6 protein-coding genes are annotated in these 24,087 nt (G+C 43.1%); 1 reads left to right on the top strand and 5 read right to left on the bottom strand.

Annotated elements, in window-relative coordinates; translation table 11 throughout:
- Nucleotides 1–92 precede the first annotated feature (92 nt).
- A complete protein-coding gene (locus D3222_RS07025) occupies nucleotides 93–7,262 on the bottom strand; it encodes a neuraminidase-like domain-containing protein (protein WP_118985522.1) in 7,170 nt (2,389 codons plus the stop codon).
- A 594-nt stretch (nucleotides 7,263–7,856) separates the two neighbouring features.
- Between D3222_RS07025 and D3222_RS07020 the strand changes: the two genes are divergently transcribed.
- Nucleotides 7,857–8,768, top strand: coding sequence for a helix-turn-helix domain-containing protein (locus D3222_RS07020; protein WP_118985521.1), 912 nt, complete (start codon nucleotides 7,857–7,859; stop codon nucleotides 8,766–8,768).
- A gap of 392 nt (nucleotides 8,769–9,160) precedes the next feature.
- On the opposite strand, the gene D3222_RS07010 is transcribed toward D3222_RS07020, so the two are convergent.
- From D3222_RS07010 to D3222_RS06995, 4 genes are all read right to left on the bottom strand, one after another.
- Nucleotides 9,161–12,061, bottom strand: coding sequence for an RHS repeat domain-containing protein (locus D3222_RS07010; RefSeq protein WP_118985519.1), 2,901 nt, complete (start codon nucleotides 12,059–12,061; stop codon nucleotides 9,161–9,163).
- Nucleotides 12,062–12,222: 161 nt separating this feature from the next.
- Nucleotides 12,223–12,543 carry a phage holin family protein gene (locus D3222_RS07005; RefSeq protein ID WP_118985518.1) on the bottom strand — a complete coding sequence of 107 codons (321 nt, stop codon included), beginning with the start codon at nucleotides 12,541–12,543 and terminating at the stop codon, nucleotides 12,223–12,225.
- Nucleotides 12,544–12,595: 52 nt separating this feature from the next.
- Complete coding sequence (locus tag D3222_RS07000; RefSeq protein ID WP_118985517.1) at nucleotides 12,596–17,014, bottom strand: SpvB/TcaC N-terminal domain-containing protein; 4,419 nt, start codon at nucleotides 17,012–17,014, stop codon at nucleotides 12,596–12,598.
- Nucleotides 17,015–17,070: 56 nt separating this feature from the next.
- Nucleotides 17,071–23,823, bottom strand: a complete 6,753-nt coding sequence (locus D3222_RS06995; RefSeq protein ID WP_118985516.1) for a neuraminidase-like domain-containing protein — start codon at nucleotides 23,821–23,823, stop codon at nucleotides 17,071–17,073.
- Between the last annotated feature and the right edge of the window lie 264 nt (nucleotides 23,824–24,087).

Genomic DNA, 24,087 nt, shown 5'->3' with positions numbered 1-24,087 from the left:
TCTATTCAGATACTTGAAATAACAGTGGCCTGTAAGATGATTTCTAATGACAGGCCCTGATTAGGGCCTGTTGCAGGTGATATTGGGGCTGGTTATTCGAGAATAGTGTAACGAATATGCAGAATAATATCGGTCAACATCTGTAATATGGTTTTTTGTTGACTGGTAGCATTGGGAAAACTTAGCGTTAATGTACCCTTATCATTAATATCGATCCCTTCAAATGGCAGGAATTTGCCATCGTTGAAATCGAGTTGGAACTGACCGTTGTCATTCAGGCCGTGAGAGACGGCTAAGGCTTTGCAGCCCTTAGCTAATCCGGTGGCCTCGCCACCATAAGACAGGACAGCCTGAACATCTTGATATGGCCCTAACAGTGCCGGTAAGGAGACACTGATTTGTTTAATGCGCCGTGTTTTGCCTAATTGCATGTGATCCGGGTAATCATCTTTGATTTTCAGGTCGTTCAGGGTTAGCGTCGCGGACAGCGTATTGTTAGTGGTTAATTTCAATTGATTGCCGTCGTTACCGGCGGAAGTGCCTTCACTTCCTTGTAGCAACGTTTCGATCTTATCTTTCAATGCAAAGCTTTTCTCCCCTAAGGATTGGTACACCCGCGCCAGAGAAACTGTCCGTTCCACTTCCAGCGCACGCTGCTCTTGTTTCAGGTGGGCATCTTCCATTTGTGCCAGATTCAACATTAGGGTTTCTCCGGCGAGCAGGCCAGCGTAGGTTCCTTGCCAGGCTCCCGGTTTAATAAAGCGTGCAGAAGTATCATTGGTTTCCCAACGGTAAGCTTGTTCTGCCATCAGACAACGGGCGACGACTAAATCGTAGAATTGGAAATAAATGGCGGCTAACCGACCACGTAACCAGTTGTACAGCGCTTGATTGCTGAATTTTCGTTGCAGGAAAGCCAATTGCGCTTGGGTTTGTTCCTGCTGAGTTTTTAGGCTGGTTTTTTGTAATACCGCCGCTTCACGGCGTACCGATAATGATTTGAGTTGAGCATCGATTTGCTTTATCTCTGCTTCGGCATTATTACGCTGTATTTCCCACTCTTGGCGACGACGGCGCCATATTTCAGATTGCGATACTTTCTCCGCTTCAATTAATAGGCCGTCCGCGGCGATACCACCTCCAATGGCAATGGCATTGGCAATCGCCCCATAGCGCGTACCCCCGACCGCAAAGCCGTAGATATTGGGCACCATCTCCAGTGCTGCGGCAGCCATATGCAAGCCTTTCAATCCGGCGGTAATACTTTGGGAAGCGATTCGCATATCCAGCGCTTGGCGTTCACCGGCGTTAACATCTTCATCGTATAACTTGTTGTAGTTGTTAAAGCGCGATTGTGCTCCGGCTTTGGATTTTTCCAGCACGGTTTTTTCAGTATCTATTTCTTCGATGGTTTTGTCCTGAATGCTTAGCGTCGTTAATATCAGCTCCTTGGCTTGATTTTGCAACAGAGCGTTTAGGGCCTCGGCATCTTGTCGTTCAATAATATTTTGCAACGTGGAACCGAACTGCGTGAGTTGAGTGACCATGCTACGGGCATTTTCCAGCATATGCGGGAAGTGCCACAGTGACATAAATGACTCTGGTAGTTTGCCTCCACCTTGAGAAGTGGCAACGGCGGCGCTGAGTAATGCTTTCGGATCGGCCGGTGTGGCATACATCGGCAGATAGAGCGGTTGACCATCAATAGAGAGATTATGACGCAAGTTATACAGGCGCAGTTCCAGTTTGTTCCAGTAGCTCAACATGACGTCGTTGATTTGTGGCAGGAAAAGATCAGTCAGGGTATTCGCGGAGCGCAATGATAATGATGGTGTTTGTGTACCTTGTCGTAGGGTGGTTATTGCGTAGGAATAGGCTTTTTGTGTGGTTGTGTCCGCAGCATTGTCCAGACGTGGATCATTCCATGCGGAACTGAGCGGCAGATAGGGTTTATCGCCCAACAGGTGTAGTGCCTGCATATACCACATTTTGGCCTCGTTCAGCGTATCCCGCTCTAGCTGGCGATAGGCGTGATCGCCACGTGCCATCAGCAGATCGAGAGTACGCATAAAGGTGGCTACTTTGTAGTGCATTGGATCGTGCTGCGCCACTGCGTCAGGATCAACGGAATCCAGGGGATCACTGTTCCAACTGGTGTTTTCCAGTAACGGGCGGACATTCCAGCGATAGTTCTTAATTTGACCACGAATAATATAGCCAGATGGGCTCCAGACATATTTCAGCCAACGGTTGGCTTCATCGAAGTTTTGTTCATGTAGCAAACGTTGAGCAACCAGCATCGGGGTATAGTAGAACAGTTCCCAGAAATAGAGACTGTTAGCGCCGCTGAAATCCATCGGTTCTGTGAAAGTTGGTATTACTCTGGCTGATGCAAGCCCTGGGAAAGTACCTTTGTTATGAGTTGTATCGAATATAGCAGGTTCATTATTATCCTTTTTAACAAAGCGGATAGAATTTGTTTCTTCTTTTTGATAAATCGCATAGACATAAAGATTATCTTTGTTTCCAAAAGCATCATCAAGTCGAGGTAAAAATAATCTTATTGTCGTTTGTTTAATACCGCTTAATGTTCCTTGATAAATTGGAAAATGATCGTTTGATTCAAAAACATGAGAAAACATAATGGTAAAGGATTTATTAGTACCGTGGATATCAGGATTATATTTATCCATAACGAGTTCTACATAAGCCCCTATTCCCATCATCGGTTCCTGAATATTCTGGGTTTCCATACTTAGAATCGTATCAATACCCGTAGTGGCGCGTTCAACTAATTGGCGGGCAAATAGGGTATTAAGACGAATGCGATAGGCTCCAGATTGCATATATTGAGCGCCATTTTCGTTATGAAAAAGAGTTAGAGCTTTATCGGTTTTGACCTTTTTGGTAACAGGGATATTGAAACTTTCATAACCCAGTTTGCGCTCATCATCTGCCAATGCGGTAAAGGTGATATCAATACTGGTTGAATTGTTAGTAAAATTCAGACTAGAGCCATCTATTTCGAGAGTATTAAATTGGTAACACATTTCTTCAAAGCTAGGTGATGGTTGAGCGGAGACATCTTTATTTGCCGTAAGAGAGTATTTTTCTTTGCCAGCTTTGATTGTGACTTTAACCTTTTCAGAAGAGATTGCTGTGTTGATATCTACTGGCCCTGAAACGTCAGTAGCAGTCCCTTTATGATCGGTCATAAAGATGTATTTCTTAAGATCATCCGGTTTGTTCAGAGAGTCTTCAGCACAATCATCACCAATGGCAGCATTCTCCTTGGTTAGAGAACGATGTGCTCCAGGAATCCAAGCTTCTACTTTAGATGGATAAATAGTGTCACGGTGGAATAGTAATCTCCCTTGATCGAGGCCACTGGCATTTCCTTTATATTGATAGACGGGGTAAAACATCAGTTTATTTGACGAGTTATTTGGATTGACTCCCAAGCTAGTATAAACAATAAATTTATCACCTAGTTTGCCATATTTATTGATTAAATTGCATTGATTGCGTCTCTGTCCTTCATATCCATTATGAGTAATTCTTAATTTTGGTGAGATATAGATTTTTAAATCGCTTGATGCAACTTCGTAATTGATAACTATATTTCCGCCATATACTTGGCTGAGATTATATTCTCCCCAATCATGGCTGTTGCTATGATTCATCAATGAAGGAATTTCATAATCCTCTGCATATCGGTTATTTATTCTTATAATATTATTAGTATCGAAATGTGTATAACTGTTATCTCGATAAGAGTTGCGTTGTTCATTGGTCATATCTTTGGAGAACATATCGGAGAAAATATATAATCCTTGCATTGGCGTGGTTTTATAATCATCCAATTTATCTTTTTTTCTATAAAGCATTACCAGTAGTGTATCTTCCCCTTGATAACCTGCGCAATAGAGTCCGGGAGCTTGAGATTTTGTCAGTTCTAAAGCTAATATTTTTTCATTTACATCAAAGGTGATTGGCACATTCCAGGTGCCATCATAACGAATATGCGCCAGTTTTAATTCATAGCAATAGCCAGTAATGACTTTATTATCCTTATCTTGTTTAGCTATTTCCTTTTGTTCCAGCCAAATCAGATATAAGCGGGATTTATAGATAACTGGGCGGATGGTGCTTTGGTAGGGATTAATTGCACAGTCAATTTTATTCCATTCACTCCAGGCGTTAGCAGAAAATTTACCATCGTTGAATTTACTGTGATCGACGCTACGCCAGTAATATTGGTTAGCTTCTGTTTTACTGTGTCCGATAAAATAGGTCAGCCCTTGGTCATTATTAATATTGTCATGATAAGCACTAATAACTTCCAAATTAGCGACTTGTTCAAACGAGGTCAGGTAAGATTTAAAGGCATCTTCTACCGTATCGACATTTAATTGGCTCTGGCTGACGGATTGCAATAGCGTATCCATCATTTTCGTTTGTCCGATACGCATTGTCGGATCGATGTAATTTTCGGGATAGTAAGCTAATTGTGAAACACCAGCCCAGGTGCTGTAACGCTTATTATATTTATCCCAATCGATAAAAAATTGACGGGTAATAACATTAGAAGCAGCATGGTTTTCTATATTTTCCAGCGCCCGGTTGACATACAATTGAATACTGGCAATGGCTTCGGCAATGCGTGTGGTTTTTATTGCAGCGGAAACTTGGTTATCAATCAGTAAATGTTGGTACAAATCGTCACGGCTTTTAATTGCTGCTGCCCGGTTAGCAATCTTACCAATATAATAGTTGCTTAATGCAGTACTGCGAGATTCGTCCAGGAATGCGTGTAGAGTATTAGTTTGTTTGGTGTCTAACCCGGCAGTTAATACCATAGCTGCGTTTTCCCATTGGGAATAGGTCGGAGTTTTTTGAGCGAGTTGTATATAATCCAATGCTATCAGGGATGAAATACCTTGTGGGGAGATATTTAAATGACTTGCTACATTGGCCCATTGCAGAATAATATCGATGGATTGCCAATTGGAAAATGTATTTTCTTTAGTAACCTGTTTATAATTTTGTGCCTGAATACTGGCTTGCTCCAGTAAATTAGCATCAAGGTTCATGGCGTTAGCGAGTTGTTCCGCGGTTAAAGTTTTATTTTCAAAAGCCGTTAGAATAGGGGAGGCTTTTTCACCCAGTGTGTTAACCCAATTGGCGAAGCGGGTTAGGATGATTAATGTTGGTGCATTATGGGCTGGTGTGACTTTATTCGGTTTATCAGGATTAGGTTCATTAGGGATGCCAAAAATGGTTGGCTTTTCGATAAACAGGCGGAAAGCGTTTTCATTAATGCCGGAAGAACGGTAAATCATTGTTAATTGTGCCAGACAGTGGCAGTACTGAATAATTTGTTCCTGCATTTCTGGCGGTTTCGATAATTCTGAAGTGCCTTTATTTTGTAACCAGGCCCAGAATTTTTCTGCCGTTATTTCATTTTCGCTTGGTTTTATCTTATCAGCCCAGAGCAGAATAGAATGTGCGACATTTTCAGACGGTAATTGTAGCGTTGCGGCAATATAAGGCGCTATGGCAGCCAGAAGTTTGGTTTTATTTTTATCGAAGTTCTGCAAACCATTGTAGACCGTATCTAGTAAGTTTTGAATTTCAGGCGTTAGCGTTTTGTCATAGTTGGTGGTGGTCATCAAAAATAACTGATAGACACTCCACTTTTGTGTATGCAGCCAATTGCTTAGGGTATCGAGTTTGTTTATGAGTTTCTCCAGCGCTTTATCATCAATGGCATATAAATTTATCTTATCTTCACCGATAGTAATCAGTAGTAAATACAGTTCATCAATCGTTAATTGATGAATATCTGCCAATAGTTTAGTCATATAAAGGTTGGAAAGATTTTTTATATTATTAGCAATTTTTCCATCCGTATTATTATGGTTAGCAATATGGAGCAAACGATAAAGAGAAATATCATCGACATTAAATGCACGTTTAAGTACTGTTTTGTGCCAGTTATCGGTACTGTTTAGACTTAAGTCAATATTGGTGTTTTCGGTAGTAAAATATTGTCCGTTGAGTGGCGGGGTATTAAATAGGCGATCAAATTGGCTGGGCTGATTACTATAGCAATATTGTGAAATGGAATTATTACATAGTATTAAGGCCGTCTCAGTATCAATGTTGTATTTCTGCATATAGTATTTAACTAAAAATATTTTGCTTAATATTGTTGGGTTAATATTCTGTTCTGGAATAATCTCATCTAGTTTTAAAAATGGCAGGTTTACGGCTCGTGATAATAAAATAACTTTATTGATTTTTAGTAAATGTATTTTCTGAGTATTTTTTTCATTATCTGGATATTTACGAATAAATTGGCTGAGCTCTTCATCACTAAAATGATAATAACTTTTTAGATATTCTGGTCTTGCCAGCCAAGTAGGGTCGATATCGCCAAAATTCTTTTTATAAATGTCTTTTGCATTAGCCTCGGTAATCTCTTCCGTCAGGATATTAAACAACTCAGGCGAGATAGAGTTGTCAATTCCTAACAGTGAAGCTTGATGCATTAATCCAGCAATAGAAGGTGCTTTCTGAAATTGCTCAAATTTAGGATCTTGTAATTGGATAGCTTTACGCACATTTTCATAAGCATCGTGATAAGGTATTGTGCCGGAAGGACGGAAAGTGGATAACATTTCCATTACCTTAGTATCGTTGTCCAGATTAGACTTATTAGCTTTAATTGCTTTCAACAAGATTTCATTGGACAGAGAAAGAGTGGAAAGTTCGGTATCCATATTTTGCTGATTAAGATCCATTGATTTAAGATCTGGGCGGCGATTATCCAGATGATAAACGGAGTCGCTGGCGTGTAAATTACGTGCTTCACGATAGAGTTCAGTCAAATAAGCCGCAGGGGAGAACATAGAGGAAACCGAACCCGGCGTCACATATTGGCTGGCTCGGCCACTGAATTCATTATTATAGCCTCGTAATTCAGCATGAGGGAGGGTAATACCGAGGTGCACTGCATTTTGTAACTGCGGATTAGCACGTTTAAGAATACGCGCTTCATATAATTGATTCTCTTTTTGTTCCTGCTGTGCATCATGATATAAGCGGTTAGCCTCTGACCAAGAAAGGTTATCACCGATTTCCTGGCGGAATTCATTAAAAGAATAGTGGCAAATATCGGTTAGACAATGAATACCACATTGGCTTTGTAATACATCAGACATTTCTTTCACGTATGAGCCTTTCACGTATGAGTTCATGTTTATTCCTTTTAAATCATAAGGTAAATGAAACATCCGTGTGATCTCTGTACAATATAGAGAATGATTCCGTTCTATAGAAAGATGAGGATAATCACTATCTCACTGTTTTGTTTAAATAGCTGTTGCAAAAAAAGCAGCCGCAAAATTTGCAATTGTTTTTTGATCAAAGCTGGAGGGAATAAGCTGTTATTGTTGACATTATGATTGATGAGCAATGAAAGAATAGTGAAATTCAGTTGTGGTTAGTGTTAATTATGTAGTTTATTTAATGTTATACTGAGATTCATTTAATGTAAATATTATCGGGATCTTTGTAACTAATTGAAGTGTAAAATATGAATGATAATGAGATATATTTATGTTCAATAAGGTAATGTTATTTTTCATTAAAATAATTACCACTAATGTAGTGGTAAATGATATTTATTTTATAATACTTATATAAGTATTAAATAAATATTAAGCATGGAAGTGGTGAAATTCAATGTCCATTAACGCATGTCCTAATGTAAAAGAATGCAAAGTAGAAACATCGTTGTCATGTTCTATGGTTAATATTCTATTTCTGGAATGAAAACAAGAGGGTATGTGATGATATTTTGTTCAAAGCAACTAAAGTATTTTATGGAGTCAGCTAAGAAAGAGTCATTCACGTTAGCCGCGGATACGCTTTGTATTACCCCCTCTCCACTTAGCAGGCTCGTATATCAACTGGAACAGCGTGTGGGGTACCAATTATTTGAGCGACTACCGGGAAAAACCAAGCTCACGGAGGAGGGCAAGGCACTATATCAAGAGTTGCTGCCGTGTTATGAAAGGATCCAGAAAGTTGAGGATAATTGGAATTGTCGTAGAAATTATAAATTATCAAACAGAGATAAATTGGTTATTGGCACAAGTGGAGAATATGTTAATAAGATATCTACGGTCGTAAAAAGAGCGGTGCAACGTTATCATTACCGCGATATTTGTATAATCAGTAATTTTCTAATTGATGATTTGATAAGACAAGATGCGGTATTTTCTTCCTTAATGAAAGGCGATATAACAGTTTATGTGACGACTGAATGTTATCCAGATAATGATGATATCATCAGGATAGATGGTGCTTATCAAATTCTGTCTCTTGCCGTATCCAATGATATTTTAGAACCGGAAAGTCATGCTGATGAAATAATATCTAGTTTTCCTTTGGTTCAGCATAATAGTGCCTTTTTAAAACAATGCGATAATTTTATGCTATTGAATTATCTGCCTGAATACCAGAATTTAGCGTTATTGTCGGTCCCTGATTTTACTAATAGGTTAGAATTGGTAAAAGCGGGTGTGGCGATAAGTTTAATGACACCCAATGAAATGCGCTATTCTGCCCATATTGATAAAGGTATAGCATTTCTGAATTTTGAATCACGTCCAGCACTATCGGTAAGGTATTGTGCTTATGCTCTCAGAAATAAATATAAAGAACCATTAAATTCATTAATTTCTGATTTGATATTTTAGAGTTGGATGTAAATGAGTGATTTATACCTAATAGATTTCGAGTTGCAGCGCGGCGGCAAGTGAACGAATCCCCAGGAGCATAGATAACTATGTGACTGGGGTGAGTGAAAGTAGCCAACAAAGCAGCAGCTTGAAAGATGAAGGGTATATATCCCATATGAATTGATGATGTTTAATTATTTGATATTTATAGTAAAATAATAATATTGTTAATTCAATGTTAAAAAAACAGCCATGAGATAAATATCTTCTCATGGCTTATTCTTGACGATGAGCCTTTAACAATACAATCATTAGATATTCTTGGTAGATGACAGTGATCTGTTTTATTATTAAATTTAGTGGCCGCATAGACGGCCACTTTTTAATATCAATAGGAAAGAATATACAATTTAAATTTTTGGAGGTCTTCCATTCTTAGAATAATTTTTCCATGTATCTAGCGCTTTATCTTTAAGTTTATTCAATGGCATTTTTCCACCAAAATAACCTTGCTTAATGCTATCTAATGTAGTGTGTTCAGATTGCGTCATAAATTCTACAAGATTGCCCCCCCAGACTTTAAAGCGCCCTCCAACATCTGTTGTGAAATATCCTGTTTTATAGGGCCTATTGGGATACATTTTTTTATAAACTTGAGCAGCAAAGTAGTCGGTGACATATTCGTCATAATTTGTATTTTGAACGCTGGTGTCTGTCTCTGCTTGAAAACCTACGTGTTTATGTGATGAAAAATGTAAGCTCTCATGGATAATCGTTGATCTGATTTTATCAATATCCAATTCTCCATTCTGAGAGTAATCGGGTGAATCTGTCGCCATGTATATTATTCCTTCCGGGGATGTCCATGCAGCAGGATTTGCTGTTAATATTTCACTGTTAAAAGGGATTCCCGTCTTATTACTGACCTCTTCCAGAGTGCTGTCAACTAAATTAATCGGCCTTTCTTTTTCTCCAGATATTTCACTAATCGTACTAGCAAGTTGATTTAAATCGACATGTTCAGCAGATTTCCAGCGCTTAGTCCGCATTTCACTTGGAATATACTCTGGTACCGGTAGAACTATCGGAGAAAACGTTTTGCTGACTGTCAGGGAACTTAAATTTGGCATCCCTCCTATTGCCCCAACGCTTGGTGGTGGGGGAGCTATACCTGGTAAAGGCGGTGGAGGAGCTACACCCGGTGGGGGTGGTGGGGGTAGCGGTAATGCGTTACTGGTTCCTGGAGGCGGTGGGGGCGGTAAATTATCCCTTGGTATTCTTCCATCAGTATCTTTCCATCTGACTGGATTATTCCTCACCATCCGATATAAATTCAGCCCATCGATTGTTCCCGCCGGATCAGCACTTAACCACCGTCCTACCCACGGTTGGTAATACCGATAGCCGTAGTAATATAGCCCGGTGGCATCCCGTTCTTTGCCTGAATAACGGAGGGTTTTATAGCTGGCTTCTGTCTGATTCCTTGCTGCCCATAATGCGGTTCCGCCATAAGGATAGTACTCTTCCTCACTGATAATCTCTCCTTTGCTGTCTAATTCGAGTTGACTGGAACCGATAAGATTATCGTAGCTGTAACGTAGCTGATTATTGCTGATATCCGCTGGCTTGCCATTCTCCCAATGTAATACTCGTACCTGTGCCCGGCCCGCTTCTCCTACGGTGATAACTTGCAAATCTTCGGTTGTGGTCGTGCTGTTTTGTGTTAGACGGAGTTCTAAGCTCGGCAAATAAGTTATGCGCAGTATTTGAGTGTTGTTGCTGGCCCGTTGTTCATTGACTTTTAATATCCTTCTCCCGTCACCACTATAACGATACCATTCCCGATCATCATTGGCGCCCTTGTCCCGTTTCACCAGTGTTACGTGTTGCAGCTCACCGCGAGTATTCCAGTTCAGGTTTTGGCCTGGCATCAAGGTGTTCTGATGTCCTCCTGCATCAAACGAAGCATCTACTTGCGCCGGATCTTCGGTCAGTGTGCTGAGTACTGCGCGATTGCTCCGGTTAGAAACCGTGATATCCGTGGTGTAGTTGTTTTGCGTAGCCGGTGAACTGTGCTGGATTTTAGTCAGGTTACCGCCACGGTCATAAGTATAAGTGCGGGTATAGTTGGTGTAGGTGTTGTTATCGGAAGGTAGAGCCGGGGAGGGAAAGTGGTTACTTTGTTGACCGATATTCGCCATTTCCCGCCCGGTGGCACTGATAAGCTGATACAGGGAGTCGTAGGTATAAGTGTTTTCCGGCACCACTTTCTGATTGTGCCAAAAGCGGGTGGCTTCTGCATCGTTACGGATACTGATGACATTGCCTACCGGGTCATACTCATAGCGTAGGTCTTGCAACACTTTGGCATCTGACGGACGGCGGGTTTTGATACCGATAAGCCGTTGGGTTTCCGGTTCATAACTGTATTCGGTGATAACACCATTGCCGTGTTCCTCGCGTAATTTTTGTCCGGCGGCGGAATAGGTCAGGGATTTGATAATCACTTGTTCCGTCTGGCCTTTTAAGGTTAACCAGCTCCCGCTTAGCTGCCCGGCCACATCATAGGCTAGCCTCTGAATGTTCCCTTTCGCGTCGGTCTGAGTGAGTAAAGCGCCGGTGGCATCAAAGGTGCTCAGGGTTGTGTAGATGTCACCAGCCAGCCTGTTTTGCCAGACGGTTTCGTTATCACCTGTCCAGTTTGCCTTTTGAGTGTCGATCAATAGTTGGCTGGATTGAGATAAAACAGTACCGGTCAGTGACAAACTTTCTAACCGGGTAACTCCCGCCGTGTCATAGTGGCGTACGCACTGGCCGGCAAGGTTATGGTCTTTTTCTGCTTCGGTATTGCCAGCCCAAATCAGGCGTTCGGTGATACGGGATGTTTTTTCCTCCGGTGCTTGTTCGGTAACAGATAACAGACGCCCGGGCAGGGAAGAAATTTCATATTGTCGGGTTTGTATGACGCCGGTTGCAGTTACCGTCAGTAACGGACGGTCTTCAATATCATTCAGGGTGACAGTGCGGCCTGCATCAATGCTTTCTGTACGTAGGGTATTACCGGTCAAATCATACTGCCAAAGAAAATTGGGTTTGATCGCACGGTTGGTTTTCTTGGCCTCATATAGGCGCGGATCGATGCTTTGATTTAGGTGTCCGTGAGCATTGTATTGATGGCGGGTAATACGTATATCGGTATCACCGTTTGCGGTGGTACGGTGAAAATCGATGTTACGGATCGTCAGGCCACGGTTATCGTGGACGTTGACAACCGGGGTTTTTTGATAAAGTTTGAGATCAATGTTTTTCATGAGTTACCTCGTTGTTGTGGGGTTGTGTGTCATCTTTTCTGCAATTGCAGTTTTTGTCTGTATGTTAGTTTTTCTACATATCAGTTTTCCTACGATAGTGTAGTAGATAATTTTCCCGGTTTAACTGGAGACAAATGGTTTGTTGTGGCAGCAGGAATGCTTTATTGCTTTCCGCCATGATCATGATGATGCATAACGAGGCGGCGCCAGAGCCAGTTCAATCCGGTACTTCCTGTTGTGCCGAATAAACCTGCAATCGCAAAAGTCATATAGATGCTGCCGCCACTTTCAAAACTCAGCAGTCCTCCCAGTACACCGGTAAAACAGGAGATGATGAGTTGACAGAATACGTTGATCCAACTCCATTTATATTGTTTGTTTTGCATATCAATGAGGTACCTTACTAATCCGCCCCAGGCCGCAATAAAACCAATGATCAACCAGATAATAAGTTGAGTATCTGACGGTATTATGAGCAACACCTTTCACCTCTATCTATGTTTCCCGCCTGTTAACCAGGCGGGATTGATCAAGTTACATCTTCACCTCGGCGGCTGTGTCATTTTCATCTTCATTGACAGTAAACCAGGGAGTAAACAAGGTGCGACGGAACCAACCTTTTGCGGTGATAACCTTGATTTCTCGGCCAATGGGATCATAGACATGGGTATCTGCATAAGCTCCTTTTTCCCGCCGGGCACTGTCATTGCTGACGTATCGCCAGTCATTGAGGAAATAGGGCTGATAGGTGCGTATCGGTTGTCCCTTATTGTCATATTCCGTCAGTCCAGTCACTGCCCAACGAGTCTCTGTATGTTTAGCATTTATAATCAGAGAGCCGTCTTCGTTACGTTGCCAGGCCATGCCTGCCTCATGTCGGGCGGCCGCTTGCAACAAGCGGCCAAAGCCATCACTGAATACTACCTGTTGGCGTATCTGTTGCTCAGGATCATGGTCATAACGATCCGTAGTCAATGTGAGGCTGTGAGGAGGTAAACGGGGACCGTTGTTTAACAGGCCAATGAGTTGAGGGTCTGCCTTTTGACTTGGTGCCCAGTGGCGATAAGCCAGTGTGCAGAGACGTCCGTCTTCGGTGATGATTCGGGCGTTATATAACTTTTTCCGGTCTTGCTCCGTCAGTTTATTGAGGGTTTTCTGACCTAATGCTGGCATCCAGCTTTCGGGGGAGTAGATTTGACACTGTGCTACAGGGAGCGGTTTTTTTAACTCAATGGCGGCGTCCACATCGGATGGTGGAGAAAACGATGTTTTTTCCGGTGAAGAGTAACCGGTCATCCTGCCGTTTTCAGTTCCCCAAAAGCGCAGTGTGATTGGCCGGCCCAGTGCGTCCAGCGTGATAAGGTGTTGATTGTCATTGATATCCGTGAGTTGTACCGGGGTCAGAAAACGCCAGTCATATCTGGCTGAGGTTGTCAGTCCAGCCGCATCCTGGGTTTGTGTTACAACGCAATAGTTCGCATCCCAGGTTAGTGTGATTTTGCCCGTGAGTTGGGTGTTGCTCTGTTTTTGCGGGCGCCAGAACTGTGCGGCTGTACCGTAATCGGTATAGCCATGACGGGCTACCCAGACTTTATCTTCTCCAGTGCGAGGGAATAGATAATTTGTTTGTTGGTATCCGGCTTGCTCCAGCGTCGTTGACAATTGAGCCGATGGGATACTCCCATCAAACGCTGATAGTGTGGATTGACTAAATACCGTTGTCTCGATAAAGGCAACCAGCGCTTGTCGTGTTGGCGTTTGCAATGGCGTTGCATTTTGCCCATTGGTATAAACGGTTTTTTTCTGGCCGAGGTATTCACGTGGTTTATTATTCGCAATCAGACCATTTTCACCACTCAGGATTTTCAGATCTAAACCTTTGGTAGGTACATCTTGAGTACTGTAAGTGAAGATATCACTGCGAGTACTATCTGGTAATCCCAACACCCGAACGGTATTGTCGGTCAGATGATGCCAGCTGAACTGTTGATAGGTGAGTCGTAATTGTCGTTGCTGGTCATCATAGCTGTTGGCTAACAAAGTATCAGGCAACGTGTCAGGATACGGACTGATTGCCGGTTGCTGGCGGCGTGGATACTGTACCGAAACCTGTTTTAGCGGTTGACCAAATAGATCACTGGATAGCGTAATCTCTTGGCTGCATTGCGGGTCGCTGGCGATACGTTCGTAGTGATAGTTGCGGCTTTCAACTACAGATGACCAAAGTACAGGGTATTGGCTATCTGCCTGCTGTAACTGACGTACTTGTGGACGAAATTCAGTAACCGTGTAGGGAATTTCTTCCTGTGCGCTGTCATCCTTCCCGTACAGTTCACTACGTAGCAGTTGACCTTTCAGTGCCCGGTTTAGCCAGTACTGACTGTTATCATCTTCCGGTGTTAGCAGAACATCGTGGTCATCTTTCCAAGTCGTAAAGCGTGATGAAAAACCGGCAAAAGCCTGATCATCGCCACGCCAATACTCTGTCGATAATGTGTTATCTATTACAGTCAATCCGGTGGCATACCAGTTTTTGGTCAGCGCGGGTGGGGTGCGTTCTGGCGCGTTGCCTTGGGCCAGTTGATGACTGTCTGTCTGCTCAACATAACCAAATCCGCGAAATTCCCGCTCACGTCCATCCCAGGCGCCACGAGCATAACGCAGTGTCGTGACTAATTTGTTGCCGCTAATTTCATCCGCTGTTTCCGTTTGCCGTAGGGTGTGTACCGGGAAGGGTAGATAACAAACCGGTGTTTGTCCGGCAGACTGTGCCGAGGCTTTTTCATCCAACCAGAACTGGGCGGAACTACGGTAACGCAAGGTATGATGAGCCCCCATGTTGTTGTTCATTTCGCTGAGTAGCCACGGTTTTTCGTTGGTCAGATCACAACGCCAGTGATGGGGAGCCATATGTGGCACGCTCAGTATCAGGCTGGCTACGCCTAACCCTTGTACGTCGGCCACTTGTAACTGACAGGTATGATCAAAACGCAGACCTTCCGGGAAGGGCAGTGTCACTGGTTTGGCAAAACCGTTGCCGCTTTTATTCAGGAAGATATCCAAACGGTTTGTGTGAACATAAATCAGGTCAGTTGGGCCGCTGCCATCTAGGTCGGCTAGATAAACCTGAGCAGGATTAAACGTCACTTCTGGTTGGCTGAATCCCGGAAGGGTAATAGGTTGACCAAAACGTCCGTGTCCCAGATTAGGCCAGCAGGTGATTTGAGTCGCGCTCACTTCAACCAGATGTGCCTGACCGGAACCCAGTACATCACTAAACGCCACTAACTTACGCGAATCGGCGCCCGGTACTGGCAGTGTGACATCACCGGATTGCACCACATCTTTTCCTTTGGCAAAGCCGTCGCGAGTATTGGCATATAAACGCACACTCTTAGGGCCGATCAGCACTAAATCAGAAAGCCCGGCTCCCATTAAATCCGCCAGTTGCGCACGTGGATGAGTATATTCCACTGGCAGAGCGTTGAGTGGAGTAAAACGTGTCCAACTGCCATCTGGGCGTTGACTATGATATCCCCGTAATCCCGGTCCGGTGATAACCCAGTCAAGTTGGCTGTCTCCGTTGATATCGACCAGGGAGGCGTTACTTTGTAAGGAAGGGATAACCGACAAAGGTTGCATTTTTTCCCAAGTGACGGCATCTGAGTCAATTTCACCCAGGCGCTGCGCGGAACGGTACCACCAGGCACCTTTATCTTGATATAACAGGCCGGGTAATCCTTCGCCTTTCAGATCAACTAGCTGCCAGCGCTGAATGGTATTGAAGTTTGCCAGTACATCCATCGGCTGCCAGCGAGCGTTATGTTGCGGTGAAAAATCCTGATATGCCAATTCTAATGGTGGCAAGGTAACGGCAGTACCGTCTTGCTCGTGTCCTACTCGACGAACGAATACCAGCGTACTGGCGATCGCGCTTTCGTCATAATTGAGTATCAGGCGTGAAACCAATGCTGGCTCATTGTGATCTTTTATCTGGTTAGTCAGTGCTTGCAGGCGATGGTACATCAATACCTGACGGCATAAGCGGCGGGTACGAATCTCAAAGCCATATTCATAACGGGAAAAACGATCCTGACGACAAAGCCAGCTACCTGTAGTCGAAAATGCGGGTGGCGTTTTCAGGTTGTTAATGCGTTCACCGTAATCAAATACCAGATAGAATAACCAGTCTGCTTGTGATGGGGCGCTGCCATCCAGACCGGGTAACGTTTCGCTGGCTGTCCGATTGCCGTAATACACGATGTGTAGGTAACGTTGCGCTGTGGCCTGTGGATGGAGCGTAATTTCATCAGCTTCGCAACCGGTGTCATCCTCGGCACGATATTGATAATAAATTTGTTCACCATGTGGTGATACAGAGGCTTCCAGCAGCCATTGTGCTGTTTGTGTCGTTTTGGACGGATTACTGATCCGCGCTTGAGGTGATTTACCCAGTAAATGTACCTGTCCATCTGGGCTATATATCAGCCAAAAATCTGTTTTGCCTGTTGTCTTGGGCTGCCAATATTCTAATCGGCTGAAATGACTTTCCAGACGGGAACGGTATCCGGTAACGGTAAAGGTGGCGCCCAGATTAATACCTTGTAATGTCGATTCGTCGCGGGATTGATCCGCTACCACCAATACCTCGCCTTCTGGCCCCAGAAAGGTATCGGTTTCATCATAATGGGGAACGCCAAAGTGGGTGCGGCGGCGGATGGTCATAACGTTGCAATCCCAACCCAAACCAAATGGACTGTTACCAGCGCCGCTGTTGTAGTTCAGGGCGAGTGACGGAGCATAACCACGCCCGGCAGAGATAGGTAACGGTAGAGACAGCGCGGCCATGCCATCCGGTCCGGTGGGGGTTAATGCTTCCCCCATTCCCGTGATAGCGCCTCCCCCTTTGGGCAATGATAGTTCTGTAATACTGAAATCTTGTGAATTTTGCATGTAAGACTCCTTGCAGGCCCCGCTTAGGGGCCTGTTTTAGCACTTAATTAAAATCGTTATTGGCGAATGGTGTAGCGAATATGCAGAATGATGTCGTTCAGACTCTCCAGCATGGCTTGTTGTTTGCCCGGTTTCTTGGGTTCATTGGGTTTGTGAGTCGCATTAGGGAAGCTCAGCGTCAATGTCCCCTTATTCACGTCAATCCCTTCGAACGGCAGGAACTTGCCATCGTTGAAATCCAGTTGGAATTGACCGCTGTCATTCATACCGTGGGAAACAGCCAATGTTTCACAGCCTTTGGCTAATCCTGTTTTATCGTCGTAAGACAATATCGCTTGCACATCCTGATAGGGTCCTAGTAGAGCGGGCAGGGTAACGCTGATCTGTTTAATACGACGGGTTTTACCAATAGAATCCGGATAATCGCTGCTAATGTTCAAGGCAGATAACGAAATGGACGCTTCTAGGGAGGTATTGGTATCGGTACTAAACGCCAGCTTATTACTATCCTTGCCGACACTGCCTGAGCCTTTACTCACCAACTTCTCTATTTCTTGAGTCAGGATAAATTTATCTTGCGGTAATTTAGCATAGACTTCTGCCAGCGAAACGGTGCGTTCTACCTCCAGTACGCGCTGCTCCTGTTTCAGGTGGGCATCTTCCATTTGTGCCAGATTCAGCATTAAGGTTTCACCCGCAAGCAAACCCGCATGGGTTCCCTGCCAAGCGCCGGGCTTGATAAAGCGTGCATCGGCATCTTTAGCTTCCCAACGATAGGCCATTTCGGCCATCAAACAACGGGCTACCGCTAAATCATAGAACTGGAAGTAAATGGCGGACAGTCGACCACGTAGCCAGTTGTACAGCGCTTGATTGCTGAATTTATGTTGCAGGAAGGTCAGTTGTGCATGAGTCTGCTCTTGTTGGGTTTTCAGGCTGGTTTTCTGCAATACTGCGGCTTCACGGCGTACTGCCAGTGATTGAAACTGAGCATTGATTTGTTTCAGCTCTGACTCGGCGTTATTACGTTGAATTTCCCATTCCTGACGACGCCGACGGTAGGCTTCAGACTGGCTGATTTTATCCGCTTCGGTGTTCATGACACTGGCGGAGAATTCCATGACATTACCTGTGGCTTGGGCAATTGCTCCCCAATGGCTACCACCATCAGCGAAGCCGAAGATGTTGGGGGCCAGATCAAGTGCCGCGCCCGCCAGATGTGATGCTTGAAGGGCAGTAGAGATGCCAGCGACGGAAGCACGCAACACCATTGCCTGTTTCTCGCCCGCGTTGATATCTTCATCGTAGAATTTGCTGTAGCTATCAAAACGCGACTGGGCGCCGGCGCGGGTTTTTTCCAGTACCGTTTTTTCAGCATCCAGCTCTTCAATGGTCTTGTCCTGTATGCTGAGATTGGTCAATATCAGTTCTGCCGCCTGATTCTGCAACAGCGTGTTTAATGCCTCGGCATCCTGACGTTCGATAATATTTTGTAACGTGGAGCCGAATTGGGTTAGCTGACTGACCATACTGCGGGCATTTTCCAGCATATGTGGGAAACGCCACACTGATATAAATTCTGACGGAAGATTGCTTCCTCCTTGTGAACTGGCGACAGCGGCGCTGAGCAACGCTTTTGGATCTGCCGGGGTTGCGAAAATAGGCAGATGTAAAGGTTGACCATCAATCGAGAGGTTATGGCGCAGGTTATACAACCGTTGTTCTAGTTTCTGCCAGTAGCTCAGCATCACTTCGTTGACTTGTGGCAGGAAAAGATCTGTGTTGCTTCCACTTGTAGGCTGGCCTTGTCGTAAATCTGCTATTGCTTTGGCATGCGCCTGTTGTTTTTCAAGATCTGCGGCCTTTTCTAGCGTTGGATCACTCCATGTTGAACTGAGGGGTAGATGAGGTTTATCACCCAATAGATGTAGCGCCTGCATATACCACATTTTGGCTTCGGCGAGTGTGTCCCGCTCCAATTGGCGATAGGCGTAATCTCCCTGTTCGATCAACAGATCAAGGGTGCGCATAAAGGTGGCGACTTTGTAGTGCATTGGGTCATGTTGCGCTACAGCATCAGGATCGACCGAATCCAGTGGATCATCGTTCCAACTGGTGTCTTCTTGTAATGGGTGGACATTCCAACGGTAATGCTGCATTTGACCATTGACAATATAGCCAGCCGGATTCCAGACATATTTCAGCCAACGATTAGCTTCATCGAAGTTTTGTTCGTGTAGCAAACGCTGAGCAATCAACATCGGGGTATAGTAGAACAGTTCCCAGAAATAGAGGCTGTTGGCGCCGTTGAAGTCCATTGGTTCCGTAGCATTAGGTGAATTTTCCCCTAATTTAGGTTCCTGAATATTTTGAGTTTCCATGCTCAAAATAGTGTCAATGCCAGCGTTGGCGCGGCTAATTAATTTACGGGCAAATAGCGTATTAAGGCGAATATGAGAGTCTCCCCGCTGCATATATTGCGCCCCGCTAGGATCGCTGTGAAGGGATAGGACATCATCCGTATTGACTTTCTTAGTAATAGGAATACTGAAATGTTCCTCTCCCAGCTTACGATCATTATTATCACCGTCAAATTTCTCAGCAAATGCGGTAAAGGTGATATCAACACTCGCTGAATTATTAATAAAATTCAGATTCGAAACGTCTATTTCGAGAGGACGGAACTGATAAATCATCTCTTCGAAGCTGGGTAATGGTGTATTAGAACCGTGTGTTTTAGCTGTAAAAGTGTTCTGCTGATTACTCTGACTGCCAGAATTCACTTTTACCTGAACTTTTTCCGGGAGAATGGTTGTATTGATGTTTATTGGTCCAGAAACATCGGTATCAATACCGCCGTGGTCATCCATATAGAAATATTTTGTGAATAATCCTTCGTCTGTAAGCGAATGGGTGATATAGCCATCATTACCACTGATATTATCTGTGGATATTTCTTGTGCTTGTTGTGATCCAGGAATAGGGAACCAGGCTCTTACAAAGTTAGTGGTACTATCCCGATAAAATAGTAGCTTCCCTTTTTTGGTAGTGTCCCCATATTGATAAACAGGATAGATGAATTTTTTATTTGATAAGTTATTTGGATTAATACCTAGCGTAGTATAAATAATAAATTTATCACCAAGCTTACCGTATTTCTTCATCAGGTTGCATTGATTGCGTTGCTGACCCTCATATCCATTATGAATAATTCTTAACTTTGGTGAAATTCGGATTTTTAAGTTATTTGATGTAGATTCTAGGCTGATGGCTGAAATATTTCCGCCATACACCATACTGAGGTAGTGCTCTTCCCAATCATAACCATTATTATTTATTGACGAGGGGATCTCGTATTTTTCTGCATAACGATTATTTACTCTTCTGATATTGTTTGTATCGAAGTGTTTGTAGCTGTTATTCCGATAACTATTACTCTGTTCAGAGGACATATCTTTGGAAGACATATTGGAGAAGATATATAATCCTTGCATTGAAACAGCAGTATAATCATCCAATTTATCTTTTTTGCTATAAAACATGATTAGCAAAGTGTCTTCACCCTGATAACCTGCACAATAAAATCCGGGGGCTTCATTACCCAATTTTAAAGTAGATATTTTATTATTCACATCAAAAGTGACCGGTGTATTCCAGGTACCGTCATAACGAATATGTGCTAGTTTCAATTCATAATAATAACCAGAGGTGGTTTTGTCACCTTCCTGTTTAGCCGTCTTTTTCTGTTCCAGCCAGGTAATATACAGGCGGGATTGGTAGACTACCGGGCGGATAGTATCTTTGTAGGGGTTAATTGGGCAGTCAATTTTGTGCCACTCACTCCAGGCATTAGCGGGGAATTTACCTTCGCTGAATTTATTGTGATCCACATTGCGCCAATAATATTGATTGACTTCTGTTTTACTGCGTCCGATAAAATAGGTCAATCCTTGGTCATTATTAATGTTGTCATGATAGGCGCTGAGGATTTCCAGATTAGCCACCTGTTCGAATGATGTCAGGTAAGATTTAAAGGCATCTTCTACGGTATCGGTATTTAATTGGCTTTGGCTGATGGATTGCAGTAGTGCATCCATCATTTTTGTCTGACCAATACGTAGCGTCGGATCGATGTAATTTTCTGGGTAGTAAAGGAGTTTAGCGATACCGGCCCAGGTGTTGTAGCGTTTGTTATATTTATCCCAGTTGGTGAAGAATGAGCGGCTGGTAACACTTGTGACAGTATCTCCCTCCATATTTTTCAACGCGCGGTTAATATACAGTTGGATACTGGCGATAGCTTCCGCAATCTCCGTGGTTTTGATGGAAGAGGAAACTTGGTTATCGATCAGTAAGTATTGATATAGGTCATCCCGGTTTTTAATTACCGTATGTTTTCTTTCTTCTCGATCTTTTTGGTTATGAAAATAAATAGAGTACGCGCTTAACGCGGTACTGCGAGACTCATCCAGAAACGCATGTAGAGTATTGGCTTTTTGGGTGTCCAGCCCGGCGGTTAATATCGCAGCGACGTTTTCCCATTGAGTGTAGTCATTGGAGGGCGATTCTGTGACCAGCATTTTAGCCAGCTCAGAAACGTCTTGTGGAGAGATGTTCAATTGATGCGAGATGCTAATACATTGTCGGATGATATCAATGGATGGCCAGTTGGAGAAATTAGTTAGTGCCTGAGTTTTGGCTTGCGACAGCAGATTTTCATCAAGATTCATGGCTTTAGCCAATAGTTCTGCTGTTAATGTTCCTTTTTCAAATTCGGTCAGTACAGAAGAGGCATTTTCACCTAATGAGTTAATCCAGTCAGCAAAACGCATTAGTGTCATTAGTGTTGATACATCATGTGCTGGTATTGTTCCAGTTGTCTCAGTTGCTTTGGCTTTGATAACAAAGAGTCGCGGCTTTGTCACAAACAGACGTAAGGTACTTTCGTTAAGGCCGATAGAACGGTAAATCAGTGCCAGTTGTGCTAGACACTGGCAATACTGGACCACGGGTTCAGCTTGTTTTTGGAATTCAGGTTGAGCTGTAACGGGATTTTTCCGCAACCAGTTCCATAATTTTTCCGCTGTCATTTTTCCTGTGCCGGGTTCCAGCTTATCTGCCCAGGTGAGTATGGAATATGCCGCATGTTCAGATGGTAATTGCAAAGCGGGGGCGATATAAGGAGATATGGCTTTTAACAGCTCTTCTTTGGTTTTTACCTTTTTCTTGTCAAAATCTTGCAGACCGTTATATGCAGTATCGAGTAAGTTGTGTATTTCCGGGACTAGAGTTTTGTTATAGTCAGTGGTGGTCATCGCAAATAACTGATATACGCTCCACTTCCGTGTACATAGCCAATGGGTAACGGCATAGAGTTTATCAATTAGCGTGATTAGATCAGTCTCATTGATCTTGGGTAAATCGGTTATTCTTTCTTTGCCTATGGCAACCAGCAGTAAATCTAGCTCATTAATAGTTAATTGATGGATATCTGCTAGTAATTTGGCTAGATCTGGGGGAGAAGGATGGGTAGTATTATCATCTTCTAAAGTTGATATTTTGCACAATCTCAACGTAGTCTTGGCATCAACACCGTAACGTTGCATATAGTATTTAACACGAAACGCTTTCTTTAATACCTTTGTATTAATATCTGGCTTGTCACGAAATTCATTGTATTGTGGGGGGGCAGGAGCTTCTATGATGTCATATGTTTCATCATCTTTATATTTTTCAGGTGGAGATTCATCGGTACTACTAAGAATAATGCTTTGAATAATGGTTAGGGGGAGTTTTGTTATCCTTGAAAGACTAATAAATTTATTGAGTCTCAGCAAATAGTATTTAGCTGGTTTTTCACAATCTTCACTCTCTTCATTCTCTATCAGTTCATGTACTCGTGTAATCTCTTCCTTCTTAATAAATTGGTCGGCTTCTTGATCTGTCAGATGATAATAATTTTTCAACTGTTCTGGTCTGATCATTAGAGAAGGTTTAATATCACCAAAGCTCAGCAGATAAAGGTCTTGAACGTTGTCTTCTGTAGCCATGCTTGTCAAAATATTAAATAAATCAGGGGAGACAGAAGCATTAATCTCCAACAGAGAAGCTTGATACTTTAATTCATCAATAGTCGTTTCTGGTGATGTACTAACGTGTTCAAAGATAGGTGTCTGTAATTGAATAACCTTACGCACGCTTTCATAAGCATCGTGATATGGCAGAGAGCTAGAAGTGCGGAAAGTAGATAATTTTTCCATCACCTTAGCGTGGCTGCCCAAATCAGGCTGAGTTTTAATACCCTCTAGCAACATGTTATTAGACAGAGAAAGCGTGGAAATCTCCGTATCCATATTTTTCTGGCTGAGCACTAATGATTGTAGATCCGGACGCCGTGTATCCAAATGATAAATAGAATTTTCGTCATGTAAATTCCGTGCTTGACGATAAAGTTCAGCCAAATAAGCCGCGGGAGAAAACATGGAAGAAATGGCGCCAGGGGCTGCATATTGACTAGTGCGGTTGCCAAATCGGCTATTATAACCTTGCTGGTCGGCATGAGGTGTTGTCAGGGCAAGATGGACCGCACTTTGTAAATGAGGATTGGCACGTTTCAGAATGCGGGCTTCATGCAGGCGATTATCCTTTTGTACTTGTTGTGCTTCGAAATATAAGCTCTGGGTCTGTGACCATGAGAGTTTGTCCTTCACTTTTTTGCGAAGCTCTTCAAAAGAGAGATGGCAAATATCGGTTAGATTATTAAAATCTGCACCCAATGCGCGTTGATATTCTGGCTTGAGTATGTTCATGTTTATTCCTTTTAAATGTTAGGTCAATAAAACATTTATGCTGGCTTGAGTATCATGGATATAAATAAGGTCATTGATATCCATCGAAATAAAGGCAACATAGGTAACTTCTGATAGCGGTCTGAAATTAGGTTGAAAATAACGGTCAGGTAAAAAACACCATTTAACCATCAACTATTTCGTTACGTTATTATTTATTTAAATGGTCATTGTTATGCAATAACAAAATTTATAATTGCATTGTAAGTAATGTGGTTTATTAAC

The sequence above is a fragment of the Photorhabdus sp. CRCIA-P01 genome, assembly GCF_003545805.1.
Lineage (GTDB): Bacteria > Pseudomonadota > Gammaproteobacteria > Enterobacterales > Enterobacteriaceae > Photorhabdus > Photorhabdus antumapuensis.
Note: the sequence above shows the minus strand (reverse complement) of the source record. Positions and strands in the feature narration are given on the sequence as shown.